Genomic DNA, 21,919 nt, shown 5'->3' with positions numbered 1-21,919 from the left:
CTATTTTTTTCTTATTTGTTCTTTTTATAACTCAATGCATAGACTACAGCGTGAATTGCTGCAAAAATCAGTGAGAAATAATACAGGAACGTATCGTCGATTTCAGGGTTCGAATGGTGTACAAAAGCTACTACAACCAGAGCTACTACCATTGCTAATCCGGATAAGCTCACAATTCGGTAGCTTTTCCCATCGAACGTACCTCCGTTTAGGATACTGTGTTTCATTCCGTAGAAAATATACAAGTCGAAACCGATCATCATCCAAACGATCAAACGGATCCATGTATCCAACGGCAGGAACACCATCATAAACAAACATACTCCAACACCTAACATCGGTACCAACGGCACCAATGGTGTTTTAAACGCTCTTGGTGCATCCGGCATTGTTTTTCGCATTACAATTACACCAAGACATACCAGAATAAAGGCAAACAAGGTTCCGATACTGGTCATTTCTCCAACTACTCGAGCCGGAACAAATGCAGCAAACAAGCTCACGATTAACATGAATAACAAGTTGTTTTTAGCCGGTGTTCTATATTTTGGGTGTACTTCCGAGAATACTTTTGGCATCAAACCATCTTTACTCATCGAGAAGAATACACGACTTTGTCCCATTAACATTACTAAAATTACCGAAGCATATCCTGCTAAAATCGCAAGAATAATCGCTTTATTCAACCACGGATAAGCCGGCGTAATCATACCCGATGCATCGGCTACTCCCATATGATCAATCGCAATAGCCACCGGTGCAATTCCATCGGCTCCGGCGAAAGCAGAATAATTTACTACTCCGGTCATTACGTGTGCAAACAAGATATACAGTACTGTACAGATGATCAACGATAACAAAATACCAATTGGCATATCTCTTTTCGGATTTTTCGCTTCCTGAGCAGCAGTCGACACCGCATCAAAACCGATATAGGCAAAGAATACGATCGCCGCAGCACGGATGATTCCTGTAAATCCGAATTCACCAAAAGTTCCGGTGTTTTCCGGAATATATGGGGTATAGTTTTCCGGACGGATATATTGCCATCCCAATGCGATAAACACCAAAACCACTGTTACTTTTAGCAATACGATAATACCGTTTACTAAAGCCGATTCTTTTGTTCCGCGCATTAATACTAATGACATAACCATTACAATAAGCACCGCAGGAATGTTAATCAAACCACCTTCAAAAGGCGAATGCGTCAACTGTTCGCTGAGATGAATACCATAGCCATCTAAAAATTTTGTAAGATAGCGCGACCAACTAATGGAAACGGTTGCCGCACCAACGGCATATTCCAGCACAAGATCCCAACCGATAATCCAGGCAACGAATTCCCCCATAGTGGCAAACGAATAGGTATACGCACTACCTGCAACCGGAATCATGGATGAAAATTCAGCATAACATAAACCGGCAAAAAGACATCCGATAGCCGCTACAATAAAAGAAATGGTAATCGCCGGTCCTGCATTGGTTGCCGCAGCCAAACCGGTAATCGAAAACAATCCCGCTCCAATAATCGCTCCTACACCTAACGCGGTTAATCCCGATGCCGTTAATGTTTTCTTTAATCCTTTTTCTGATTCCGAGGCTTCTTCGATGAGTTGCCCCAGTGGTTTACGTTTCCAAATTGACATAAATATAGTTTTTCGGTTTTTTTAGTTTCCAAAAATATAATTTTTTAAAAACATTCACATATAAAATACAGTTTAATCCGAAAAATGTCGCTTTTAAAACGTTTTTTGTAAGATTAAAACCAAAAACCTACGCTAAACCAGGTATTGCCGTCTTTGGTTTCGGGCGACCAACTGTATTTTACTTCAATTGGCCCGATAAGTGTTTCAAAACCATAACCGAGTGCATATCCGGAATAGTTGGCATTTAAAAACCAATCGGTCGTATTAAAGATTTTCTGACCTACATTGGCATAATTTGCCGTAAAGTTGATATGGTGTTTTTTATAGAATTCATAATCCAGTGTTGCGCTTCCCTTTATATAGCTGTCGCCGGCAATACTCAGGAAATCGTAGCCGTAAAAATGGCGAAAATTGTTAATCATCTGATAACCATAACCACCCAATACAAAATTAAAATACGGCACGCCTTCTTTTCCGATTGTAAATCCGGCTTCCGACTGTACTTTTAGTGAAATCGTTTTGTAAAACGTTTTAACAATACCAGCATCTGCTTTGGCAATAGAAAACTGACTTAAACGATCATGACCGTTTTTTGTATAGGCCGTGGTATGGAAATCACCGGAAAAATACCAACCTCTTTTCGGGAAATATTTCTGATCGAACGAATCGTACTTCAGGTTTCCGAAAATGGAAAAATAATCGTCACTGCTAATCACACCACCGATATTTTCGAGTGTGGAAGAGCGTATTTTAAGATGTTTATGTTCCAATCCGGCGCCAATCAGGAATTTCTGAGCAAAAACGGTTTGCAGGTAAATTTGGTTTGTAAAATCGGAAAAATCAACATTAATCGATTTTAGCCCCAGGTTTGTCAATATTTGTCCGTCGCTAAAATCGGTAGCCACATTTTTATTAAATCGGTTGTAGCGGGAGTTAAATCCAAAACTCCAGTAAAAGCCATTATCGATATAATAATTCAGGTTATATCGGAAATTGTCCCCCAAAATAACATCCAGTGAAACCACGTCGTTTTTTAGCAGGAACTTTTTCTGTGTCAGATTGAGCAACACTGCACTTTTATATAGTTCGTCGTAATGCAATCCGAACTTCAAATACCGGTTCATCGGGTTTTCTTTTAAACTCAGCACCAGATTATCTCCTTTTTCGGCTTCTTCGAAATAATAGGAAATCGAACTAAAGTTTTGTGTGGCATTTAGATTATTGATTCCTTTATCCAGCGCCGCATTTGTGATTTTTGAATTCTGATGAAAGCGCAGTTTTCCCAAAACATAGGCTCTGGTATAGCCTTCAATTCCATTGATTTCAATTTTGGAAATTTGCAGTGTATCGGTAAGCCTTCGCGGTTCGAACAGTACCGATTTACTGGCGATCGCGCCGAGTTTTGCCAGATCTTCATAAACGGAAAAAGCCGCTTCCTCACCTTTTTTGATAATTTCACCACCTTGATCAAACGAAATCACCGAATAGCCTTGTATATTGGGCTTGATATAAATGTCGGTCGCTTTCTTTTTGGCTTCCATCTGCCCGATCATTGAGAAATTCGTGATCTGCAACAGTACTCCCGTAGCACCGCCAATGGTATTCCGATCTTTCAATCCATCCTGTACATCGACACCGATAATAATATCCGCACCCATTTTTTTAATTTCCTCGATTGGGTAATTATCCACTACACCACCGTCAATCAAAATACGACCATCGATTTCCACCGGCGAATATAACGATGGAAAAGCGCCACTCGCCAAAATCGCCTGAGGCAATATTCCTTTGTTCAGGACTACTTTTTGTCCGGTTTCAATATCGGTTGCAATACAAACAAAAGGAATCGGAAGGTCGTTAAAATTGCGTATATGTCGTACGTGATTGGTAAGTCGCGTCAATAGGTTATAATTATACAATCCTTTTGACAAAGCCGTAGGAACACCGATTTTAAATTTATTAAACGGAAGTGATAACGCATATACTTCGTCATTGCGTTTTTCGAAAAAACTTTTGGATGCACGCGGAATATAATCCTGTAGCAAGGCATCCGAATCCACTTCGCGGAATATCGAATCCAACTGTCGCGCCGAATATCCGGAGGCATACAATCCGCCGATAATCGCCCCCATACTGGTTCCTCCGATATAATCAACCTGAACTCCTGCTTCTTCCAGCACTTTTAACACACCAATATGCGCCAGTCCTTTTGCGCCACCACCACTCAATACAACTCCGACTTTAGGCCTTTTATCCTGTGCTTGTATCGCCTGTATCAAACATAGGCTCAAAAGTAGCAGTAGTATTTTTTTCATATCACTTGGTCGAATTGGTTGCCTTGTAAAATTCGGTAATTTTTTTGGCTTTTGAAAGCCCTACGACCTCAGAAATTTCTTTTTCCGATGCCTGAGTGAGTCTTTTTACCGATTTGAAATGCTTTAACAGCGTAATCATGGTTTTTTCGCCGATGCCCGGAATGGATTCTATCGACGTTTGCAAAGCGTTTTTACTTCTTTTATCTCTGTGAAATGTAATCCCGAAACGGTGTGCTTCATTCCGAAGATGCTGAATCGTTTTCAGGGTTTCGGATTTTTTATCGAGATATAACGGAACCGAATCGCCCGGATAGTAGATTTCTTCCAGTCGTTTCGCAATTCCGATAATGGCAATTTTACCGCGCAATCCCAATTCCTCAAGACTTTTTAAAGCGGATGACAATTGTCCTTTACCACCGTCGATAATGATTAGTTGCGGTAAGGATTCGTTTTCGTCAAGCAGGCGTTTATAACGACGGTATACCACCTCTTCCATTGAGGCAAAGTCGTTTGGCCCTTCGACAGTTTTAATATTAAAATGGCGGTAATCCTTTTTACTCGGTTTGCCATCTTTAAACACCACACAGGCCGAAACCGGGTTCGTTCCCTGAATATTGGAGTTATCGAAACATTCGATATGACGCGGTTCGACCGACAAACGCAGGTCTTTTTGCATTTGCGCCATGATTCGGTTGGTATGTCGGTCCGGATCGACAATCTTGATTTGCTTTAGCTGATCCAAACGATAGTATTTGGCATTTCGTTCGGACAAATCCAGAATTTGTTTTTTATCGCCCAGTTTGGGTACGGTAACTTTTATCGTTTCTCCCAAATCCATTTCGAACGGCACTACGATTTCTTTTGAATTGAGATGAAAACGCTCGCGAAGTTCCACTACGGCCAATTCGAGTAACTCCTGATCGGTTTCCTCGAGTTTCTTTTTTAACTCCATCGTATGCGAACGCACAATCGCTCCATGCGAAATCTGAAGAAAATTGATATATGCCATACTTTCGTCCGATACAATCGAAAACACATCGATATTCGAAATTTTCGGATTTAAGATGGTCGACTTGGCCTGGTAGTTTTCCAGCACTTCGATTTTTTCCTTTATTTTTTGTGCTTCTTCAAACCGCATTTCCGAAGCAAGTGTGATCATCAGTTTTTTAAAGTCTTTTAAACTTTCTTTAAAATTACCTTTTAGGATTTCCCGAATCGCATTGACGTGTTTCTGATAGTTTTCGAGTGATTCGTAACCTTCGCAAGGGCCTTTACAATTTCCGATATGGTATTCGAGGCATACTTTAAATTTTCCGCTATCGATATTCGACTTACTCAGATCGTAATTACACGTCCGCAACGGATATAACTCCTTAATCAGTTCCAACAGCGTATTTACCGTTTTAAAACTGGTATACGGTCCGAAATACTCCGATCCGTCTTTTACCATATTACGGGTTGGAAATATCCGGGAAAAGGGTTCTTTTTTAATACAGATCCACGGATAGGTTTTATCGTCTTTTAAAAGGACATTATACCGCGGTTGCAATTTCTTGATCAGGTTGTTTTCCAACAACAGCGCATCCGTTTCCGTTGGAACAACAATATGTTTAATGGATACGATTTTTTTGACCAGAACGTTTGTTTTGGCCGTATCGTGTATTTTATTAAAATAGGAAGCGACCCGCTTTCTGAGGTTTTTGGCTTTTCCGACATATAGTATTTTCCCGTCTTTATCATAATATTGATAAACACCCGGACTATCGGGTAAGGTTTGTATCTGAAGCTCTAAAGAAGGAATACTCATTGTAAGTCTGCTATTTTCGGAATTGCATTCAAATTTACAAATAACATTTCTGATAACCGAAAAACAGCGTCAACTTAGCCGGCTTACCGCAGAAATAGTTACTTTTATCTTTTGATTATATTTATGAGTTACCAGCACAAAGGCATTACGATACTAAAAGAGACTGTATTACCGGGCGAAAGCAAAACCATCAATATGGAAATTGCGAAGCTCCACACGATGACCAAATTAAAAATTCCGATCATTGTAGAACGTTCCAAAATAGCCGGACCAACCGTTTTATTTACGGCCGGATTACACGGCGATGAGATTAACGGGACGGAAATTGTCCGACAACTCATCGTACAGAAAATCAACAAACCCAAAATCGGGACGATTATCTGTATTCCGATCATAAACATTTTTGGATTTGTCAATAAAACGCGTGAATTCCCGGATGGACGGGATTTGAATCGGGTTTTTCCAGGTAGTAAAACCGGTTCTCTGGCCAGTCGGTTTGCCTATTATCTACTAAAAGAAATCATTCCTCACGTGGATTATGCCATCGATTTTCATGCCGGTGGCGCCAGTCGTTTTAACGCGGCACAAATCCGGATCATTCCGGACAACACCGAATTAAAAGCACTGGCCGATGTTTTTCACGCACCGTTTACATTGTTCTCCAAAAATATCAACGGTTCGTTTCGCAGTGCCTGTCATAAACTGGGTGTAAAAATGTTGCTTTTTGAAGGCGGAAAATCCAACGACATCAACAACACCATAACCGAACAAGGTGTAGACGGTGCCAAAAGAGTATTGGATTACCTGCATATGTTAAACGACCGACAAAAAACGAATATGCCGGAAGACAAAATTATTTATATTGAAAAATCGACCTGGGTACGCGCCCGTTTTTCGGGTTTGTTTCACAGCAACACCGAAATTGGTCAATATGTAGAACGCGGTGATTTGCTTGCGGTGGTTTCCGATCCGTATGGCAAAGAAGAACACAAGCTAAAAGCGCCAAATTCCGGTTATATTATCAATGTAAACGAATCACCAATTGTATATCAGGGTGATGCGATTTATCATATTTCAACTACTTTAAGCCATGACAACTAAACGCGAGCTGCGAAAAAAATATAAAGAACTGCGAAAAGCACTTTCGCCGGAAGCGATCGAAACCAAAAGTCTCGAAATCGCCAACCGTTTATTGCAGGTTGCCATCTGGGATCATACCTACTACCATTTGTTTCTTTCGATCACCGAGCAAAATGAAGTCGACACTGAGTTTGTTTTACAAATCCTGGCTGGTAAAGACAAAGAAACGGTTATTTCAAAATCGGATTTTGAAACCGGAAAAATGGTACACTATTTGTTAACCGATAGTACGAAGATCCGGAAAAACGAATACAACATTCCGGAACCGGTAGACGGAATTGAAGTTCCTTCGGCAAAAATCGATGTGGTTTTTGTTCCGCTATTGGCTTTTGACACGAACGGACATCGCGTTGGCTACGGAAAAGGCTTTTACGACCGTTTTCTTTCGGAATGCAAAGAAGATGTGATTAAGGTTGGATTGTCGTTTTTTGAGGCCGAAAATGCGATTGCCGATGTATTTGAGAGCGATATCGCTTTGGATTATTGTATTACCCCAGATAAAATTTATACTTTTTAGCTTATGAAGTCATTTGTCCTACTTTTAGGTTGCAGTTTTGCACTTATCCTTTCCGGTTGCAGCACAACGGTTCACACGACCGGAAACAGCAATTCCGGCAAGCCGCTTCCTCCGGGTCAAGCGAAGAAAATTTACGGAACCAAAAGCGCCAAGCCTTTTGCTCCGGGACAACAGAAATAAAAAAAGCGTCATCTCTGACGCTTTTTTTATTTATCGAAATTGTATTAAAATCTACGAATCGCTCTAACTTTTTTTCCGTAGCTCTTTGTTTCCCATTGGTATATACTTCCATATTGCGTATTATATGATTGTGCCTGGTTCATATCTGTTTCTGTCGATGACCAATATTCTCTGGGCTGAGATGTCGGAAGTGTATAGGCTCCAACAGAACTTACGTAGAAAATTTCCAGCTCTTTAATAGACGGTAAAAACCAATCATTAAGTCCGTTGATCGAATATTCGTCACAAACTCTGGCTGCCGTACCGCTATTCGAACATTGCGACAGGATTCTGGCGGTATTTTCCAATCCTGAACCCACAATCGCCTGCGTTTGTCCGATTACCGTACCGTTACAACCCCATGCCATTACAATAGAACCGTTGAACGTTAAATCATTCGGGGCCGCTTCAAGGTAACGCCATCCGTTTGTTGTTTCCCCTTTATCGTAGAAAACAACACCACCCGAAGCCCCTATGCGTCCTGCGGTTTTAAAGCTTGTTTCATTACCATAAAATACTTCACCGTTAAAATCTTTGCCATAGCTTCTCACATAGTAGGTTGTATTGGGTACTAATCCTGTAACCTCTCTCGAATAATCCCCTATAGCATTAGGATTTCCTATCATTCCTACCATACTAACACTCATTCCGTTTGTTAATGTTGGATTTGATGCCGTACTGTAACAAAAACCTTTTTCAGATATTGTTTGATAATAAAGGTTGTTTGAAATTATTTCTGCGGAAAATGTAGCTTTATTGGTATGTATTTCTTTTACACCTGCTGTAGTAAGCGAATATTTATACGGTGTAGTCATTACAATATTATTCCCATATACCGTTTGCCCTCTCATTGTAATAGCAAAAGCTCTAACATTATAGGTACGACCACCAGTTTCTAATATATCCGTATACGGAGTTGCTTTAAAAAAGTTTCCTGTTCCCGAACCATCAACATAAATATAGTTTGACATATCCATGACTGGGTTTGTATTGTAACCCCAACAAAAACCTCTTTGATAATAACCGTCGCCTAACGACTGTATGCTCCCGTTAAACTGAATTGCTCCGGCAGGAAAAGTAGGAGCTAATGTCACCAATACCGGTGGCACATCTGTTGGACTAGGCGATGGACCTCCCGGATTCGCATCTGATGAATCCGAACTACAGCCAACAAAAATCAAAGAAAACAGCAAGAATAGTACTATTTTTTTCACAATAATTCATTTTAAAATTAAGGTGCCAAAAATAGAAATTTCTCACTAATAAGAAATTAATTTTTCGCTTTTTTTCAGATAGTCCAATTCGATGATTAAATCCGTAAGCGTGGAGCCGAATGCCGGCTCGACTAATTTTAAATCATATTTTACAAATTTTGCTTCCGACATTTTCTTTTATTTTTATACGAATTAACAGATATATACTACGCAAATTAACAAAATAGAACAAAAACAACTAGTAATCAGTCATTTAAAAACGAATTTAAAATTAAACAATTAACACTACTTAAAAAAACATTTTACATATTAAAAAATAATTCAACACAATCTCATCGCTATTTCAATTCAACCTTCGTCATTTCTTTCCTTAAAACAACAAAACCTGATTACATGAATCAGGTTCTTTTTATTGTAACTATTTCGTTATTCAGGCAAACATACTTTTAAATACAACAGCAATAAAAAAAGCGTCAGAGATGACGCTTTTGTTTTTTTATTTTCCGAAGGCTTTTTTGTTGAACACAATCAGCATTCCTACCGCTACGGATATCGCCATATCGGCTACGTTAAAAATCGCATTAAAAAAGGTAAAGTGTTTGCCTCCCCAAAGCGGTAACCATTTTGGCAGGTTCCCTTCCCAGATTGGGAAATACAACATATCGACCACTTTTCCGTGGAACCAGGTTCCGTATGGATTGGAAGCAAATAAAGTTGCCGGTTCATGAATACTGTCATTAAAGATCACGCCATAAAAAACCGAGTCAATAATATTACCAAAAGCACCGGCCAGAATTAATGCCACCGCTACGATCAGGTAGTTGGAACATTTTTTCTTTACCGAATCATATAACCAGTATCCGATTCCGCATACGGCTACAATTCGGAATAAGGTTAAAAACAGTTTACCGTAGGCTCCGGGTATTTCGACACCCCATGCCATTCCTTCATTTTCGATAAAATGAATACGGAACCACTCAAAAACATAGACTTCATCGTTGAGCGCGAAATTGGTTTTGATATAGATTTTAGAAAGCTGATCAACAACAAGGACCAGTATTACTAACAAATAAGCTTTTCGTAAAGACATTTTCAATAATTTGACAGCAAAAATAAAAGAATTATATAATAAAAACGCTCCTTACGGAGCGTTTTCGAGATATTTTGAAAAGATTAACGTTGTAAATTTTTCGCTTCGATACTCATCGTCGCGTGCGGAACGAGTTTTAATCTTTCTTTACTTATTAATTTTCCGGTAACTTTACAGATACCATAGGTTTTGTTTTCAATTCGGATTAATGCATTTTTTAAATCCCTGATAAACTTTTCCTGACGGATCGCCAACTGAGAGTTTGCCTCTTTCGACATGGTCTCGCTTCCTTCCTCAAAGGCTTTGAATGTTGGTGATGTATCATCAGTACCATTATTCAGGTCATTCAGATACGCACTTTTAATCAGATCCAAATCGGCTTTTGCTTTTTCCATTTTCTTTAAGATGATCTCTCTGAACTCGGCTAAATCAGCGTCGGAATATCTTATTTTTTCATCCACCATAATTTCTTTCTATTTTGAAATTAATACTCTAGTTTTAATGTCATCAAACTCAATTTCTATACCATTGTTGAGTTGTTCTTCAAAAATTAAAGTTTCGGTTAACGTTTCTGCTTTGATATAGTCTTCATTGCTACTGACTGCATTTTCCAATTGCAGGTCTTTTTGCAGATGCACTTTAATTTTGTCCGTTACTTCTAATCCCGAATCTTTACGGATATTCTGGATACGGTTTACTAATTCTCTGGCGATACCTTCTTTTCTTAATTCATCGGAAATCGTAATATCCAATGCCACTGTAATCCCACCGGAATTTGCTACCAGCCAACCCTCGATATCCTGAGAAGAAATCTCAACATCTTCAGTTGTTAAATTAACACTTTTTTCTGATATAACAAGTGTTAACGTCCCTTCTTTCTCCAATTGATTGATTTGCTCCTGAGAAAAATTCTGTATCTCCTTAGAAATCAATCCCATATCTTTACCAAATCGCGGCCCTAAAGCTTTGAAGTTTGGCTTGATTTGTTTTACCAATACCCCGGAAGCATCGTCCAACAACTCGACTTCCTTCACGTTTACTTCCGCTTTAATCAGGTCGGAAACCGCTTCGATTTCAGCACGTTGATCATCGTCAAGTACCGGAATCATTACCTTTTGCAACGGTTGACGCACTTTAATCATTTCCTTTTTACGCAGTGATAATACCAGCGATGAAATGGTTTGCGCCTTCTGCATTTTGCTTTCCAACGATTTATTAACAAAGTTTTCAACGTATACCGGAAACTCGGCCAAATGTACACTATCGTAATTTTCCGACTGTGTTGCGTGGGTTAAATCTTTGTAAAGTTTGTCCATAAAGAACGGCGCAATCGGTGCGCTTAATTTGGCTACCGTTAGCAAACAACTGTATAACGTTTGATACGCCGCAATCTTATCTTGCGCATAGTCCCCTTTCCAGAAACGTCTTCTGCAAAGACGCACATACCAGTTACTCAGGTTTTCCTGAACAAAATCGGATATAGCACGCGCCGCTTTCGTCGGTTCGTAATCGGCATAATATTCGTCTACATTTTTAATCAACGTATTTAATTCCGAAAGAATCCACTGATCAATTTCCGGTCTTTCTTCCAACGGCACTTCGGCTTCTGTATAACTAAATCCGTCGATGTTAGCGTATAACGCAAAGAAAGAATACGTATTATATAGTGTTCCGAAGAACTTACGACGTACTTCCGCTACACCTTCGATATCAAATTTCAGGTTATCCCACGGATTTGCGTTTGCAATCATATACCATCGGGTCGCATCCGGTCCGTATTCTTTTAACGTTTCAAACGGATCGACTGCATTCCCTAATCGTTTGGACATTTTTTGTCCGTTTTTGTCTAATACAAGCCCGTTCGAAACTACGTTTTTATAGGCTACTTTATCAAATACCAATGTAGCGATAGCATGTAAGGTGTAGAACCATCCACGTGTCTGATCGACTCCTTCGGCGATAAAATCGGCTGGAAACGCCAACTGATCGTCTACCAATTCTTTATTTTCAAACGGATAATGCCATTGTGCATACGGCATCGCACCACTATCGAACCAAACGTCGATCAGGTCGCTTTCGCGTTTCATCGGTTTACCACTAGCCGATACCAACGTAATGTTATCCACTACGTTTTTATGAAGATCCACCAACTCGTAGTTTGCTTCACTCATATCACCTATCACAAAGCCTTTAAACGGATTTTCATCCTGAACTCCGGCAGCGATGGCTTTTTCAATTTCAGTATATAGTTCTTCAACAGAACCGACAAGCATTTCTTCGGTTTTATCTTCCGTTCTCCAGATTGGCAACGGAATCCCCCAATAACGGGAACGCGATAAATTCCAGTCGTTTGCATTTTTTAACCAGTTTCCGAAACGTCCCTCACCGGTTGCTTTTGGCTTCCAGTTGATCGTTTCGTTTAGGTCGAACATACGGTCTTTTACTTCGGTTACTTTGATAAACCAGGAATCCAACGGATAATACAGGATCGGTTTATCGGTTCTCCAACAGTGTGGATAACTGTGTACATATTTTTCGACTTTAAAGGCTTTGTTTGCTTCTTTTAAGTGGATCGCAATTTCGACATCCACCGAGCGTTCCGGCGCTTCTCCGTCGTTATAATATTCGTTTTTAACGTATTTACCACCCATTTCCGTTCCCATTTGTTTGACAAACTTACCTTGTAAGTCTACCAAAGGAACCGGATTTCCGGCATCGTCCAATACCAACATTGGCGGCACTTCCGGTGTGGCTTCTTTTGCTACCTTGGCATCGTCTGCACCAAATGTAGGCGCCGTATGTACGATTCCGGTACCGTCTTCCGTCGTTACGAAATCACCCGAAATCACGCGGAATGCATTTTCCGGATTCTGATACGGTAACGCGTAGTCCAGCAATTGTTCGTAGCGGGTTCCTACGAGCGTCGCTCCTTTTACTTCGGCTAAAACGGTATACGGTATTTTTTTATCTTCCGCTTTGTAATTCGCAAAGTCTTCTTCGTTTTCAGACAGGAAATATTTCCCGGCAAATTGTTTTGCCAATAGCGGTTTTGCCAATACCACATTGATTGGCTCGAACGTATACTGGTTAAACGTTTTCACCAATACATAATCGATTTTCGGACCAACGGTTAACGCGGTATTCGACGGTAACGTCCATGGTGTGGTTGTCCATGCTAAAAAGTGCACCACTCCGAAACCTTGTAAGGCTTCCGGCAATGTTACATCGATCGCTTTAAACTGCGCCACTATAGTCGTGTCGGTCACATCACGGTAACTTCCCGGCTGATTCACTTCATGCGAGCTCAATCCGGTTCCGGCTTTTGGCGAGTACGGCTGAATGGTGTATCCTTTGTACAACAACTCTTTATTGTAGATCTGTTTTAAAAGCCACCAAACGGTTTCCATATATTTGGATTTGTAGGTGATATACGGATTTTCCATATCCACCCAATATCCCATTTTTTCAGTCAGGTCGTTCCATACATCCGTATAGCGCATCACGGTTCGCTTACACGCTTCGTTGTATTCGGCTACGGTGATTTTGGTTCCGATATCTTCTTTGGTAATTCCCAATTCTTTTTCGGTCCCCAACTCTACCGGCAACCCATGCGTATCCCATCCGGCCTTACGTTTTACCTGGTATCCTTTCTGAGTTTTATAACGACAAAAAATATCTTTAATGGAGCGCGCCATTACGTGGTGAATTCCGGGAAGACCATTTGCCGATGGCGGTCCTTCGAAAAACACAAACGGCTGGTTTCCTTCACGGGAAGTAATACTCTGTTCAAAGATGTTCTGTTTTTTCCAAAATTCAAGCACTTCAGATGCTACTGTTGGCAAATCAAGTCCTTTGTATTCAGTAAATTTCGTACTCATTTTATCGTTTTTTCTAATCAATTTGCGAAAGTAAGGATTTTTGAATAATTCTTAGTTAAGACAATTAGAAAATAGATGGTTTACAAAGACTTTTTGTTGTTTTTTACTGAAAAACTTCTTTGAGTACTTCCAGCGATCGTGGTTTTTTAAATCCGTCGAAATGAAAGGCGTAATAATCGAGTAGTATTTTGAGTAGTATTTGTCGTTCTTTTCCGTTAAAAATCTTTTGATTACTATCAAACTTCAGCTCCTTTAACTTCTTAAACAACAGTGTTTCGTGTTCCGTCAGACAGGTAATTCCGTGAAAAGGCACGAACATCCCTTCGGTCATTTCAAAAAAGGCATGTTCGTCGTTGGAAACATCCGGGTAAAACCCGAGGAATTTGGTGATTTCCATTAAAAGCATCAGGTGAAAATTGGCCACTTCGTCGTGCGTATCCAGCCAAAGCAAAGCGGTTTCCAGAAACGCAAACAGGTTTTCGTTCTGCTCTTCTTCCCGGATACAATTATGCAGCATTTCGGAGATAAAAATCACAATGGTACTTTTCACCACATCGACATTAACCGACGTATAAGGTGTTGCCAGTTTTACTTCTTTAAACCGTTCGAGAGTTCCTTTATTTTTATGACTGGCTTCAATTTCCAGTAAGGTAAGCGGTTGGAAATAGGCAATTTTCTGATTGCTCTTTTTTCCGGAAAAGGCACTTTGTACAAAATAAGATTTTAGGCCATCCGATTGGGTAAAGCATTTTACAATCAGGCTTTTTTCCTGAAATCGAATAGAACTAAGTACAATTGCTTTTGTTTTGACAAGCATCTTAATTATTGGAATTTTCCGATCGGATTAACGAATCACCATTACTTTTTTGACTTTGGTTTCGGAACCGTCTTCTGATGAGATAAAGATCATATAAACCCCGGAAGCTACTTTATATTTTCCGAATGCCCGCGTATCCCATGTAATCGTTCCACCTTGTGACGTTGTTTCGTATACCAGATTTCCTTCGATATCGGTAATTTTCACATTCGCCTTATCGATTAGTCCGCTAATGTTTACATCGCCTTCAAATCCCGGACGTACCGGATTCGGGAATACATATACATTATTCAGATTTTCGTTAGCCTTCGTTGCCGTTCCCTGAAACGAAACCAATCCTTTATCGGTCGCAAAAAACACTTCCCCCGTAACACCATCAATTTCAATATCGTTGATATTATTACTCGGCAAAGGGGAATTCTCCTTCGTAAATTTATGCAATACGCTCTGTCCGTTTGGCGATACCTGAAAGACACCTCCACCGGCAATGGACAACCATTTGTTATTTGATCCGTCGACTGCAATATCCAGGATTACCTGTTGGTAAAAAAGTTCCTGCGCCAAACCGTCTTCCAAGATAATAATCGCATTTGTTGTCAAACTGGTTTCGGTTAAAAAACGATCCACACTCGGTAAAATCCGCAATCCTTTATTCGTTCCGATCCAAAGCTGATTTCGGGTATCAACCGCAACCGTTCTAACATCGTTATCGGCCAGATTTCCGCTATCGGTACCACTCTTGATTGTAATAAACTTATTTCCATAGTTTTCGTTAAACCCGATTAATCCATTACTTACCGACGGAATCCACTTGGTATTGTTTTTATCTACAATCAGCGGTCCGTAGCTATTGGTTTCCGGCTGTACGGTTACATTAGACAAGTCATAAGACACCCATTGATTGTCGGCACGAAGCACTTTGAGTCCTTTTGCCACCAAACTATTGGTCATCCAAAGATTTCCTCTTCGATCAAAAGCAGGACCATTGATACGGATATCATTATTATTAGGCGGCGGCAACGATTCCAGTCCGTTATTACCGGTATTCAGCTGTGTATAAAGTGTAACCAATGCATCATTTTCAATTTTCAAAAGCCCGGAATAATACGAACTCACAAACACCTGATTTTCATTATTCGGATTGAGTGCCACCCTACTGAGTGATTTCGCACCGCTTAACTCTTCATACGGAATCAACGACCAACCACTGCTTTCTTTAAATTTACTGATACCGTAGGCGTCCAATGGATACGGATTATAATACCGGTCGTAATCTCCGTAAAGTGCCCAAAGCGCACTGGGTGCCTTTTTTAGGGAAAAGATTTTATTCCGAACCGGTCCGTCGGGAGTATTATTCTGGAATGTCATACTGTTGGTTGTAGTCGTACTAAACATCCCTTTGTCTTTAGTCCCGATAAAAATATTATTCCCCGTCGCTACGCCACAGGTAAATGTGGTAACGATATCCGGTATTTGAGTGATATGCGCCAGTAAGACCATCGCCGGATCAAACACATAGACATGATTTGCCGATGTATATACCAGTCGGTCGTTAAAACTCTTAAAATCCACAGCTTGTTGCATGGTCGCATACACTTCCTGAATAGCGGCATTCGTATAACTATAAATTCGGTTATTGGCATTGGCTAACAACAGTCGGTTATTGAATGTTACCGCTCCCAACCACGTTCCGGCATCAAATTCCTGCCATTGGGAAAAATCGATCAAATTCGGATTGGCCACACTCGCCCGACGAATTCCGTTATTGCGGGTTACCGCGTAAATCATACCATTATAAACCGTGGTTTGCAACACTTCTACTTCCTGACCTGTAGGTCCAATAAAATAGGTATCTCCGAACTCCATCGTAGCCAGATTGTACACGCAAAGTCCAAAATCACAGGAGATATACAGCTTACCATCGCTTTCGTAAAGATGATTGATTTTTTTCTTGTTCGGTGCTATTGATGGTTTATTTACGATATCCACTACATTAAACACACTTCCGTCTGCCTCGTTAACAACCAGCAATAAACCATTATCATTTCCTACAAACGTCTTATTCTTGGTAACACTAAAATGCATAGCCGTAATGGTTTCTGCTTTAAATCCGTTAATAGACGTTGTGGTTTTTAATTCATTCGTTACCAGGCTTTTTGAAAAAACCGCATTTTCTGAAGTCGCAAAAACCCTTATAGGAGTTGCCGCAATATCCGTTACCTCGGCAAACGAAAAAAAGCCTCTCCAAAGTTGGTTTTGTTGTGCAAAAAAAGGAGTTACAAACAGTAGTGCAAGGATGCTATATAATATTTTTTTCATTAACCGCAGATTGATTTACAAATATAGACTAAAACGCAATTATTTCATTTTTTGTATATCGTATATCTGTCATCATTTTAACTTTTACTGCTATTAAAAAATAAAAATTCCCTTTCATCGATTATATTTTCAATATAACGCTTTTTTTTATCACAATGAAATTATGTTTTTATATATTTGTCAGGAAAAGTTATATCTTTTAGTTAAAAATGCGAAGAAAAATTCTACTACTACTCCTTACCATTGTGCTAGGGAGCAGCACGTCAGTTAAAGCGCAATTCGGATTTTCTCACGAAATAGGAGTTATTGCGGGCCCTGTAGCTTTCCAATCGGATTATGGGGAAAGAGATAACCTGAGCACGGATGCCGGTAATACCGGATACGGGATTGGTATTGTGCATTATCTGAATTTTTCTTACAGATCTGACTGTAGTTGTTATACTCCAGAGACTTACTTTAATGACCATTTCAAATTACGTACTGAATTATCGTACAATAAAACCAAATTAAAACACTTTGGTAAATGGGTTGAAGACAGCCGTCAATCGGTTATGGCGAATCAGCTTAGAGGTATGCGCGGATCGACTGCAGTAACCGATTTAGGAATGCAATTGGAATATTACCCGTTTAGCATTCGTGATTTTTCTGTTACACCGGGCGCCTGGGCACCGTTTGTAAGTTTAGGAGCGCATTTTAATTATTTTACTACCGAAGCTTATTCTACTTTAGGTCCCAATTTAGGAACCAATCCAAATGTAACACCCGAAAAATATATCGGAGCCGTACGTAACGACAGCGGCACAACATGGTCTGTCGTGTCGAGTGTAGGAACCCGATATAAACTAACGGAGTTGTCCGATTTAATGATTGACCTTCGTATGCAATATTATTTCTCCAACTGGGTTGATGGTATGAGTCCGGATCCGACACGCTATCCGGAAAACAAACACAACGACTGGTTGGTTTGGTTAAACGTAGGTTACATCTACTATTTAAACTAGTATAAAATTATTTGATCATAAAATAAAAAACCGGGATTTTAGAATCCCGGTTTTTTATTTATTAGGCTAATGCTTGTTTTAAATCTTCGATCAGATCTTCGATATCTTCTACCCCAACGCTCAATCGAACCAGGTCATCGGAGATACCGATTTCTTTACGTTTGTCTTCCGGAATAGAAGCATGCGTCATTAAAGCCGGGTGATTGGCCAATGACTCCACTCCACCTAATGATTCTGCCAGTGTAAACACTTTTACTTTTTCCAGGAAGTCGATGGCGTCTTCTTTTTTACCGGATTTGAAGGTAAAGGTTACCATTCCGCCGAAACCACCAATCATTTGTTTTTTGGCAATTTCATGAAACGGATGCGACGGTAATCCCGGATAATATACTTTTTCTACTTTCGGGTGATTTAAAAGGAACTCGGCTACTTTTTCACCGTTCTCACAATGTCTTTGCACACGAAGGTGTAAGGTTTTGATTCCACGCAATACCAAAAATGAATCCTGTGGTCCTAAAGTTGCTCCGGTAGCAAACTGCTGGAAATGCAACTGATCGCCCAATTCTTTATCTTTTACGATTAACGCTCCGGCAATAACATCCGAATGTCCGCCAAGGTATTTTGTAGCCGAATGCATTACGATATCTGCGCCCAAATCCAATGGTTTTTGCAAATACGGTGTGGCAAAAGTATTATCCACTGCAAAAAGGATTTTATGTTTTTGCGTGATGGTAGCAATCGCAGCAATATCCGCCAGTTTCATCAACGGGTTTGTTGGTGTTTCCACCCAAACCAATTTCGTATTGGCATTGATAAGTGATTCGAATTTATTCAGATCGTTCATATCCACAAAATGGAAAACGATTCCGGAATCCTTATAAATACGGGTAAACATACGGTAGGTTCCTCCGTATAAATCGTCCATAGCGATCACCTCATCACCGGCTTTTAACGAGCGAAGCACACAATCGGTTGCCGCAAGTCCGGAAGAGAATGCCAAACCTCGGGTTCCGTTTTCAATACTGGCCAAAGCATTTTCCAAAGCCGTTCTTGTCGGGTTTGCTGCGCGACTGTATTCGTATTCATTTAAAGGAACACCCGGGCTGGTTTGCACATAGGTCGATGTCTGATATACCGGTGGCATAACGGCTCCCGTACTCGGGTCGTGATGCTGTCCTCCGTGTATTGCTTTTGTATTAAATTTCATATCTTTTTTCTGATTTTTATCGTATAAACTAAGCAAATTTACTTTTTATTTTCTGTCAACCGCACAGAAAGCCGTACCTTTATATATTATTAACACATTTTTACCATGAAACAGATCGTTTATTTTCTACTTATCGGACTTTTCGTTGTTAGCTGCGAAAAAAAGGAATTGCAATTCGAAAATATCGCTTATGAAAAGCAGAGTAAAAAGCCGTGTGATTCTACGTGCACTCAGGTAAAAATAAATGTTCCGATAGCCGAAAACAGCCCGGTTGTCGAGGACAGTATTAATAATGCGGTATTCAATACCGTTCGTGAAATTGTCTATTTTGGAGAACAACCGTATACGGCTTCCAACTATCAGGAATTGATGGAAAATTTTGTAAAATCGTATAACGATCTGATCGCTCAGTTTCCAAACGACAAGATGCCGGCCTGGGAAGCAACCGTTGAAGGTAAAGTCGTTTACCATTCGGAAAACATTATCAACATTACCTTAAAACATTATACGTTTACCGGAGGTGCCCATGGCTATTCCGGTAAACGTTCGATAGTATTGAATGCCGAAACCGGAAAAACCATCCCTGAAGAAGGCTTTATAAAAGACAAAAAAGGTTTTCAGGCGTATGCCGAAAAGAAATTCCGGGAAAAATTCAATATTCCGGCCGGAAAACCGATTAATGAAAACGGCTTGATGTTCGAAAACGAAGTCTTTCAACTTCCGGAAACCTATATCTTTTCCGAAAAAGGATTGGTTTTATACTATAACACCTATGAAATCGCTCCGTATGTCGATGGTCCGAGAGAATTGCTATTACCGTATGACAGTATAAAACCGTACCTGATTCTTAAATAAATTTTCGGATACCCATCATAATACCGACATGAATTCCTTCGTGATAATGGTTAAATTCAATAGCCTGTTGCGCATTGGTAATCACAAAACCCGACATGGTGGTAAAATCGGTATAGTCACGGAAAATCCCGGCATTATAATCGGCTTCCGTCTGATCGATTGTTGCTGTTAGCAATTGTTTGATTGTTTCAACTTCATCGGCTGTCACATCGGCTTCTGGTTTGGTTCCGCGTTTGTAGGCATCTACCATCGCATCCGAAATCTGCATTGGCAATCCCGACAATTTATAGACCAGCATTTGCTGTACCACTACGATGTGTGCTATATTCCAGATTAGGTTATTACTAAACCCTTCCGGAACTTTATTCAATTGCTCAAGCGTATTATTTTCCAATACATCCAGTAGTTTCCGACGGTTCATTCGGGTGATTTCAAAGCTTGTTTTCATGTTTTGTTTTTTCGCTAATGTAGGCAAAAGTCCTATTCGAAAAACAGCACTGTTCCTTTTTTACCAACTAAAATATAGATGGCTATATCTATTATTTCTTTCGTTTATCGTTACTTTTGCAGTTGTATTATAGTACGGAACATACCATGAGAAAAATATACTATTTAAAAACCTGCGATACCTGTAAACGCATCTTAAAAACAATTCCCAATCTGGATACGTTTGTATTGCAAGACATCAAAGAAAGCCCGATTACAGTAAAACAACTGGAGGAAATTCATGCGCTAACCGGCAGTTACGAAATGCTGTTTAGCAAAAGAGCCAAACTCTATAAAGAAATGGGACTTAAAAACGAAACCTTATCCGAACCGGATTTTAAACGGTATATCCTGGAACACTACACTTTTTTAAACCGTCCGGTTATTTTGGCCGATGGAAAAGCATTTGTAGGCAATAGTCCGAAAGTAGTCGAAGCAGCGATTGCTTTTGTAAGCTAAATGAGCAAACGAACCTATGCATTGATTGCTGCCTGGACGGTAGCTATCATTTATGGTGTGACGTTTACCATTGCCAAAGATGTGATGCCGGCGCATGTCGATGCGTTCGGTTTTATTTTTATGCGCGTTGGCGGTTCGACGGTTTTATTCTGGCTCACCGCACTCGGAATGGCACTTGCCAATCCGTCGCAAAGCCAGAAAATCGACTTAAAAGATTTCCCAAGAATTATCGCTGCGGCATTTTTTGGCGTGGCTTTTAATATGCTGACATTTTTTAAAGGACTGAGTTATACTTCTCCGATTATGGGTGCCGTATTAATGGTTACCACGCCGATGATCGTACTCGTTTTATCGGCTTTTATCATGAAAGAAAAAATGCAGCGTCAAAAGATCTTCGGCATTATCCTCGGATTGGCCGGAACCTTACTTTTGATTTTATACGGTCGATCTATGATCAATGCGCCAAATGCCGCTTTGGGTAACTTTCTGGTCTTTGTCAACGCCGTTTCCTATGGTTTTTATCTGATTCTGGTTAAAAAATTGATGGACAAATACAGTGCTTATGCTTTTGTAAAATGGATTTACCTGTTTGGATTTCTGATGGTAATCCCATTTGGCTGGCAGGAATTTCGTCAAATCGACTGGCCTTCCGTTCCATTTGACATTTACTGGAAAATCGGTTTTGTGATTGTGATCTCAACTTTTTTAACATATCTGTTAAACCTGCTATCCATGCGGGAATTAAAGCCTACTACGGTAGCCGTTTTTATTTACCTACAGCCTTTTTTCGCTTCCGTTTTCGCAATCGGACTTGGGAAAGACGAATTAAGCTGGGTTAAAATCGGCTCGTCTTTACTGATCTTTACCGGGGTTTATCTGGTCACACAGAAAAAAGTAAAACCAACGGAATCAAAAGGCTTTGATTAAGTTTTTTAACAGACTAAAC

19 protein-coding genes are annotated in these 21,919 nt (G+C 40.0%); 7 read left to right on the top strand and 12 right to left on the bottom strand.

The genetic code is table 11. The features are described from left to right. Window positions 1–11: 11 nt before the first annotated feature. The 3 genes from AAFN64_RS16435 to uvrC all read right to left on the bottom strand — a co-directional run bounded on the left by AAFN64_RS16435 (window position 12) and on the right by uvrC (window position 5,771). Window positions 12–1,649 carry an amino acid permease gene (locus AAFN64_RS16435; protein ID WP_347761335.1) on the bottom strand — a complete coding sequence of 546 codons (1,638 nt, stop codon included), beginning with the start codon at window positions 1,647–1,649 and terminating at the stop codon, window positions 12–14. 113 nt (window positions 1,650–1,762) lie between these two features. Beyond that, window positions 1,763–3,964: a patatin-like phospholipase family protein gene (locus AAFN64_RS16430; protein WP_347761334.1), complete on the bottom strand. Its 2,202-nt coding sequence runs from the start codon at window positions 3,962–3,964 to the stop codon at window positions 1,763–1,765. A gap of 1 nt (window position 3,965) precedes the next feature. After that, a complete protein-coding gene (gene uvrC / locus AAFN64_RS16425; protein WP_300489889.1) occupies window positions 3,966–5,771 on the bottom strand; it encodes an excinuclease ABC subunit UvrC in 1,806 nt (601 codons plus the stop codon). 123 nt (window positions 5,772–5,894) lie between these two features. Between uvrC and AAFN64_RS16420 the strand changes: the two genes are divergently transcribed. From AAFN64_RS16420 to AAFN64_RS16410, 3 genes are read left to right on the top strand one after another with little or no spacing between them, the layout of a single operon-like run. Beyond that, on the top strand, window positions 5,895–6,872 hold the full coding sequence (locus AAFN64_RS16420) for a succinylglutamate desuccinylase/aspartoacylase family protein (RefSeq protein ID WP_347761333.1): 978 nt from the start codon (window positions 5,895–5,897) through the stop codon (window positions 6,870–6,872). After that, window positions 6,862–7,428, top strand: coding sequence for a 5-formyltetrahydrofolate cyclo-ligase (locus tag AAFN64_RS16415; RefSeq protein ID WP_347761332.1), 567 nt, complete (start codon window positions 6,862–6,864; stop codon window positions 7,426–7,428). Before AAFN64_RS16420 ends, AAFN64_RS16415 begins: the two co-directional genes overlap by 11 nt. Window positions 7,429–7,431: 3 nt before the next feature. Next, window positions 7,432–7,608, top strand: coding sequence for a hypothetical protein (locus tag AAFN64_RS16410; protein ID WP_300489881.1), 177 nt, complete (start codon window positions 7,432–7,434; stop codon window positions 7,606–7,608). Window positions 7,609–7,652: 44 nt separating this feature from the next. Here the strand turns inward: AAFN64_RS16410 and AAFN64_RS16405 are convergent, their stop codons facing one another. From AAFN64_RS16405 to AAFN64_RS16375, 7 genes are all read right to left on the bottom strand, one after another. Then, the gene (locus AAFN64_RS16405; protein ID WP_347761331.1) at window positions 7,653–8,861 is read right to left on the bottom strand and encodes a hypothetical protein; all 1,209 of its coding nucleotides are present in this window, start codon (window positions 8,859–8,861) and stop codon (window positions 7,653–7,655) included. Window positions 8,862–8,906: 45 nt separating this feature from the next. Then, window positions 8,907–9,032, bottom strand: coding sequence for a hypothetical protein (locus AAFN64_RS16400; protein ID WP_347761330.1), 126 nt, complete (start codon window positions 9,030–9,032; stop codon window positions 8,907–8,909). A 325-nt stretch (window positions 9,033–9,357) separates the two neighbouring features. Then, on the bottom strand, window positions 9,358–9,951 hold the full coding sequence (locus AAFN64_RS16395; protein ID WP_347761329.1) for a lipoprotein signal peptidase: 594 nt from the start codon (window positions 9,949–9,951) through the stop codon (window positions 9,358–9,360). An 83-nt stretch (window positions 9,952–10,034) separates the two neighbouring features. After that, window positions 10,035–10,415: a TraR/DksA C4-type zinc finger protein gene (locus AAFN64_RS16390; RefSeq protein ID WP_136404069.1), complete on the bottom strand. Its 381-nt coding sequence runs from the start codon at window positions 10,413–10,415 to the stop codon at window positions 10,035–10,037. Between the two features lie 9 nt (window positions 10,416–10,424). Further along, entirely contained in the window at window positions 10,425–13,829 is a 3,405-nt protein-coding gene (ileS, locus tag AAFN64_RS16385) for an isoleucine--tRNA ligase (protein WP_300485550.1), read from the bottom strand. A gap of 103 nt (window positions 13,830–13,932) precedes the next feature. Further along, window positions 13,933–14,646, bottom strand: a complete 714-nt coding sequence (recO, locus tag AAFN64_RS16380) for a DNA repair protein RecO (protein ID WP_300485548.1) — start codon at window positions 14,644–14,646, stop codon at window positions 13,933–13,935. A gap of 27 nt (window positions 14,647–14,673) precedes the next feature. Further along, window positions 14,674–16,965 (bottom strand): two-component regulator propeller domain-containing protein, encoded by a 2,292-nt coding sequence (locus tag AAFN64_RS16375; protein WP_347761328.1) that lies wholly within the window; start codon window positions 16,963–16,965, stop codon window positions 14,674–14,676. A 209-nt stretch (window positions 16,966–17,174) separates the two neighbouring features. Here AAFN64_RS16375 and AAFN64_RS16370 point away from each other — a divergent pair, with 209 nt between their 5' ends. Further along, on the top strand, window positions 17,175–17,966 hold the full coding sequence (locus tag AAFN64_RS16370; protein ID WP_300485541.1) for a glutamate dehydrogenase: 792 nt from the start codon (window positions 17,175–17,177) through the stop codon (window positions 17,964–17,966). Between the two features lie 61 nt (window positions 17,967–18,027). Here the strand turns inward: AAFN64_RS16370 and AAFN64_RS16365 are convergent, their stop codons facing one another. Beyond that, window positions 18,028–19,209 carry a cystathionine gamma-synthase gene (locus AAFN64_RS16365; RefSeq protein ID WP_300485538.1) on the bottom strand — a complete coding sequence of 394 codons (1,182 nt, stop codon included), beginning with the start codon at window positions 19,207–19,209 and terminating at the stop codon, window positions 18,028–18,030. Between the two features lie 69 nt (window positions 19,210–19,278). Between AAFN64_RS16365 and AAFN64_RS16360 the strand changes: the two genes are divergently transcribed. Continuing rightward, complete coding sequence (locus AAFN64_RS16360; protein WP_347761327.1) at window positions 19,279–20,028, top strand: DUF4163 domain-containing protein; 750 nt, start codon at window positions 19,279–19,281, stop codon at window positions 20,026–20,028. Here the strand turns inward: AAFN64_RS16360 and AAFN64_RS16355 are convergent. Continuing rightward, window positions 20,021–20,476 carry a DinB family protein gene (locus AAFN64_RS16355; protein ID WP_347761326.1) on the bottom strand — a complete coding sequence of 152 codons (456 nt, stop codon included), beginning with the start codon at window positions 20,474–20,476 and terminating at the stop codon, window positions 20,021–20,023. The two genes, AAFN64_RS16360 and AAFN64_RS16355, sit on opposite strands and share 8 nt — an antisense overlap. A 146-nt stretch (window positions 20,477–20,622) precedes the next feature. Between AAFN64_RS16355 and AAFN64_RS16350 the strand changes: the two genes are divergently transcribed. Together AAFN64_RS16350 and AAFN64_RS16345 are read left to right on the top strand one after the other, a co-directional pair. After that, window positions 20,623–20,973 (top strand): ArsC/Spx/MgsR family protein, encoded by a 351-nt coding sequence (locus AAFN64_RS16350; RefSeq protein WP_300485531.1) that lies wholly within the window; start codon window positions 20,623–20,625, stop codon window positions 20,971–20,973. Then, a complete protein-coding gene (locus tag AAFN64_RS16345; RefSeq protein ID WP_347761325.1) occupies window positions 20,974–21,900 on the top strand; it encodes a DMT family transporter in 927 nt (308 codons plus the stop codon). Window positions 21,901–21,919: the final 19 nt, after the last annotated feature.

It is taken from the genome of Flavobacterium sp. CAU 1735, from assembly GCF_039888695.1.
In the GTDB taxonomy this organism is placed as follows: domain Bacteria; phylum Bacteroidota; class Bacteroidia; order Flavobacteriales; family Flavobacteriaceae; genus Flavobacterium.
The sequence above is the reverse complement of the archived record's forward strand: the minus strand, read 5'-3'. Positions and strand labels throughout refer to the sequence as shown.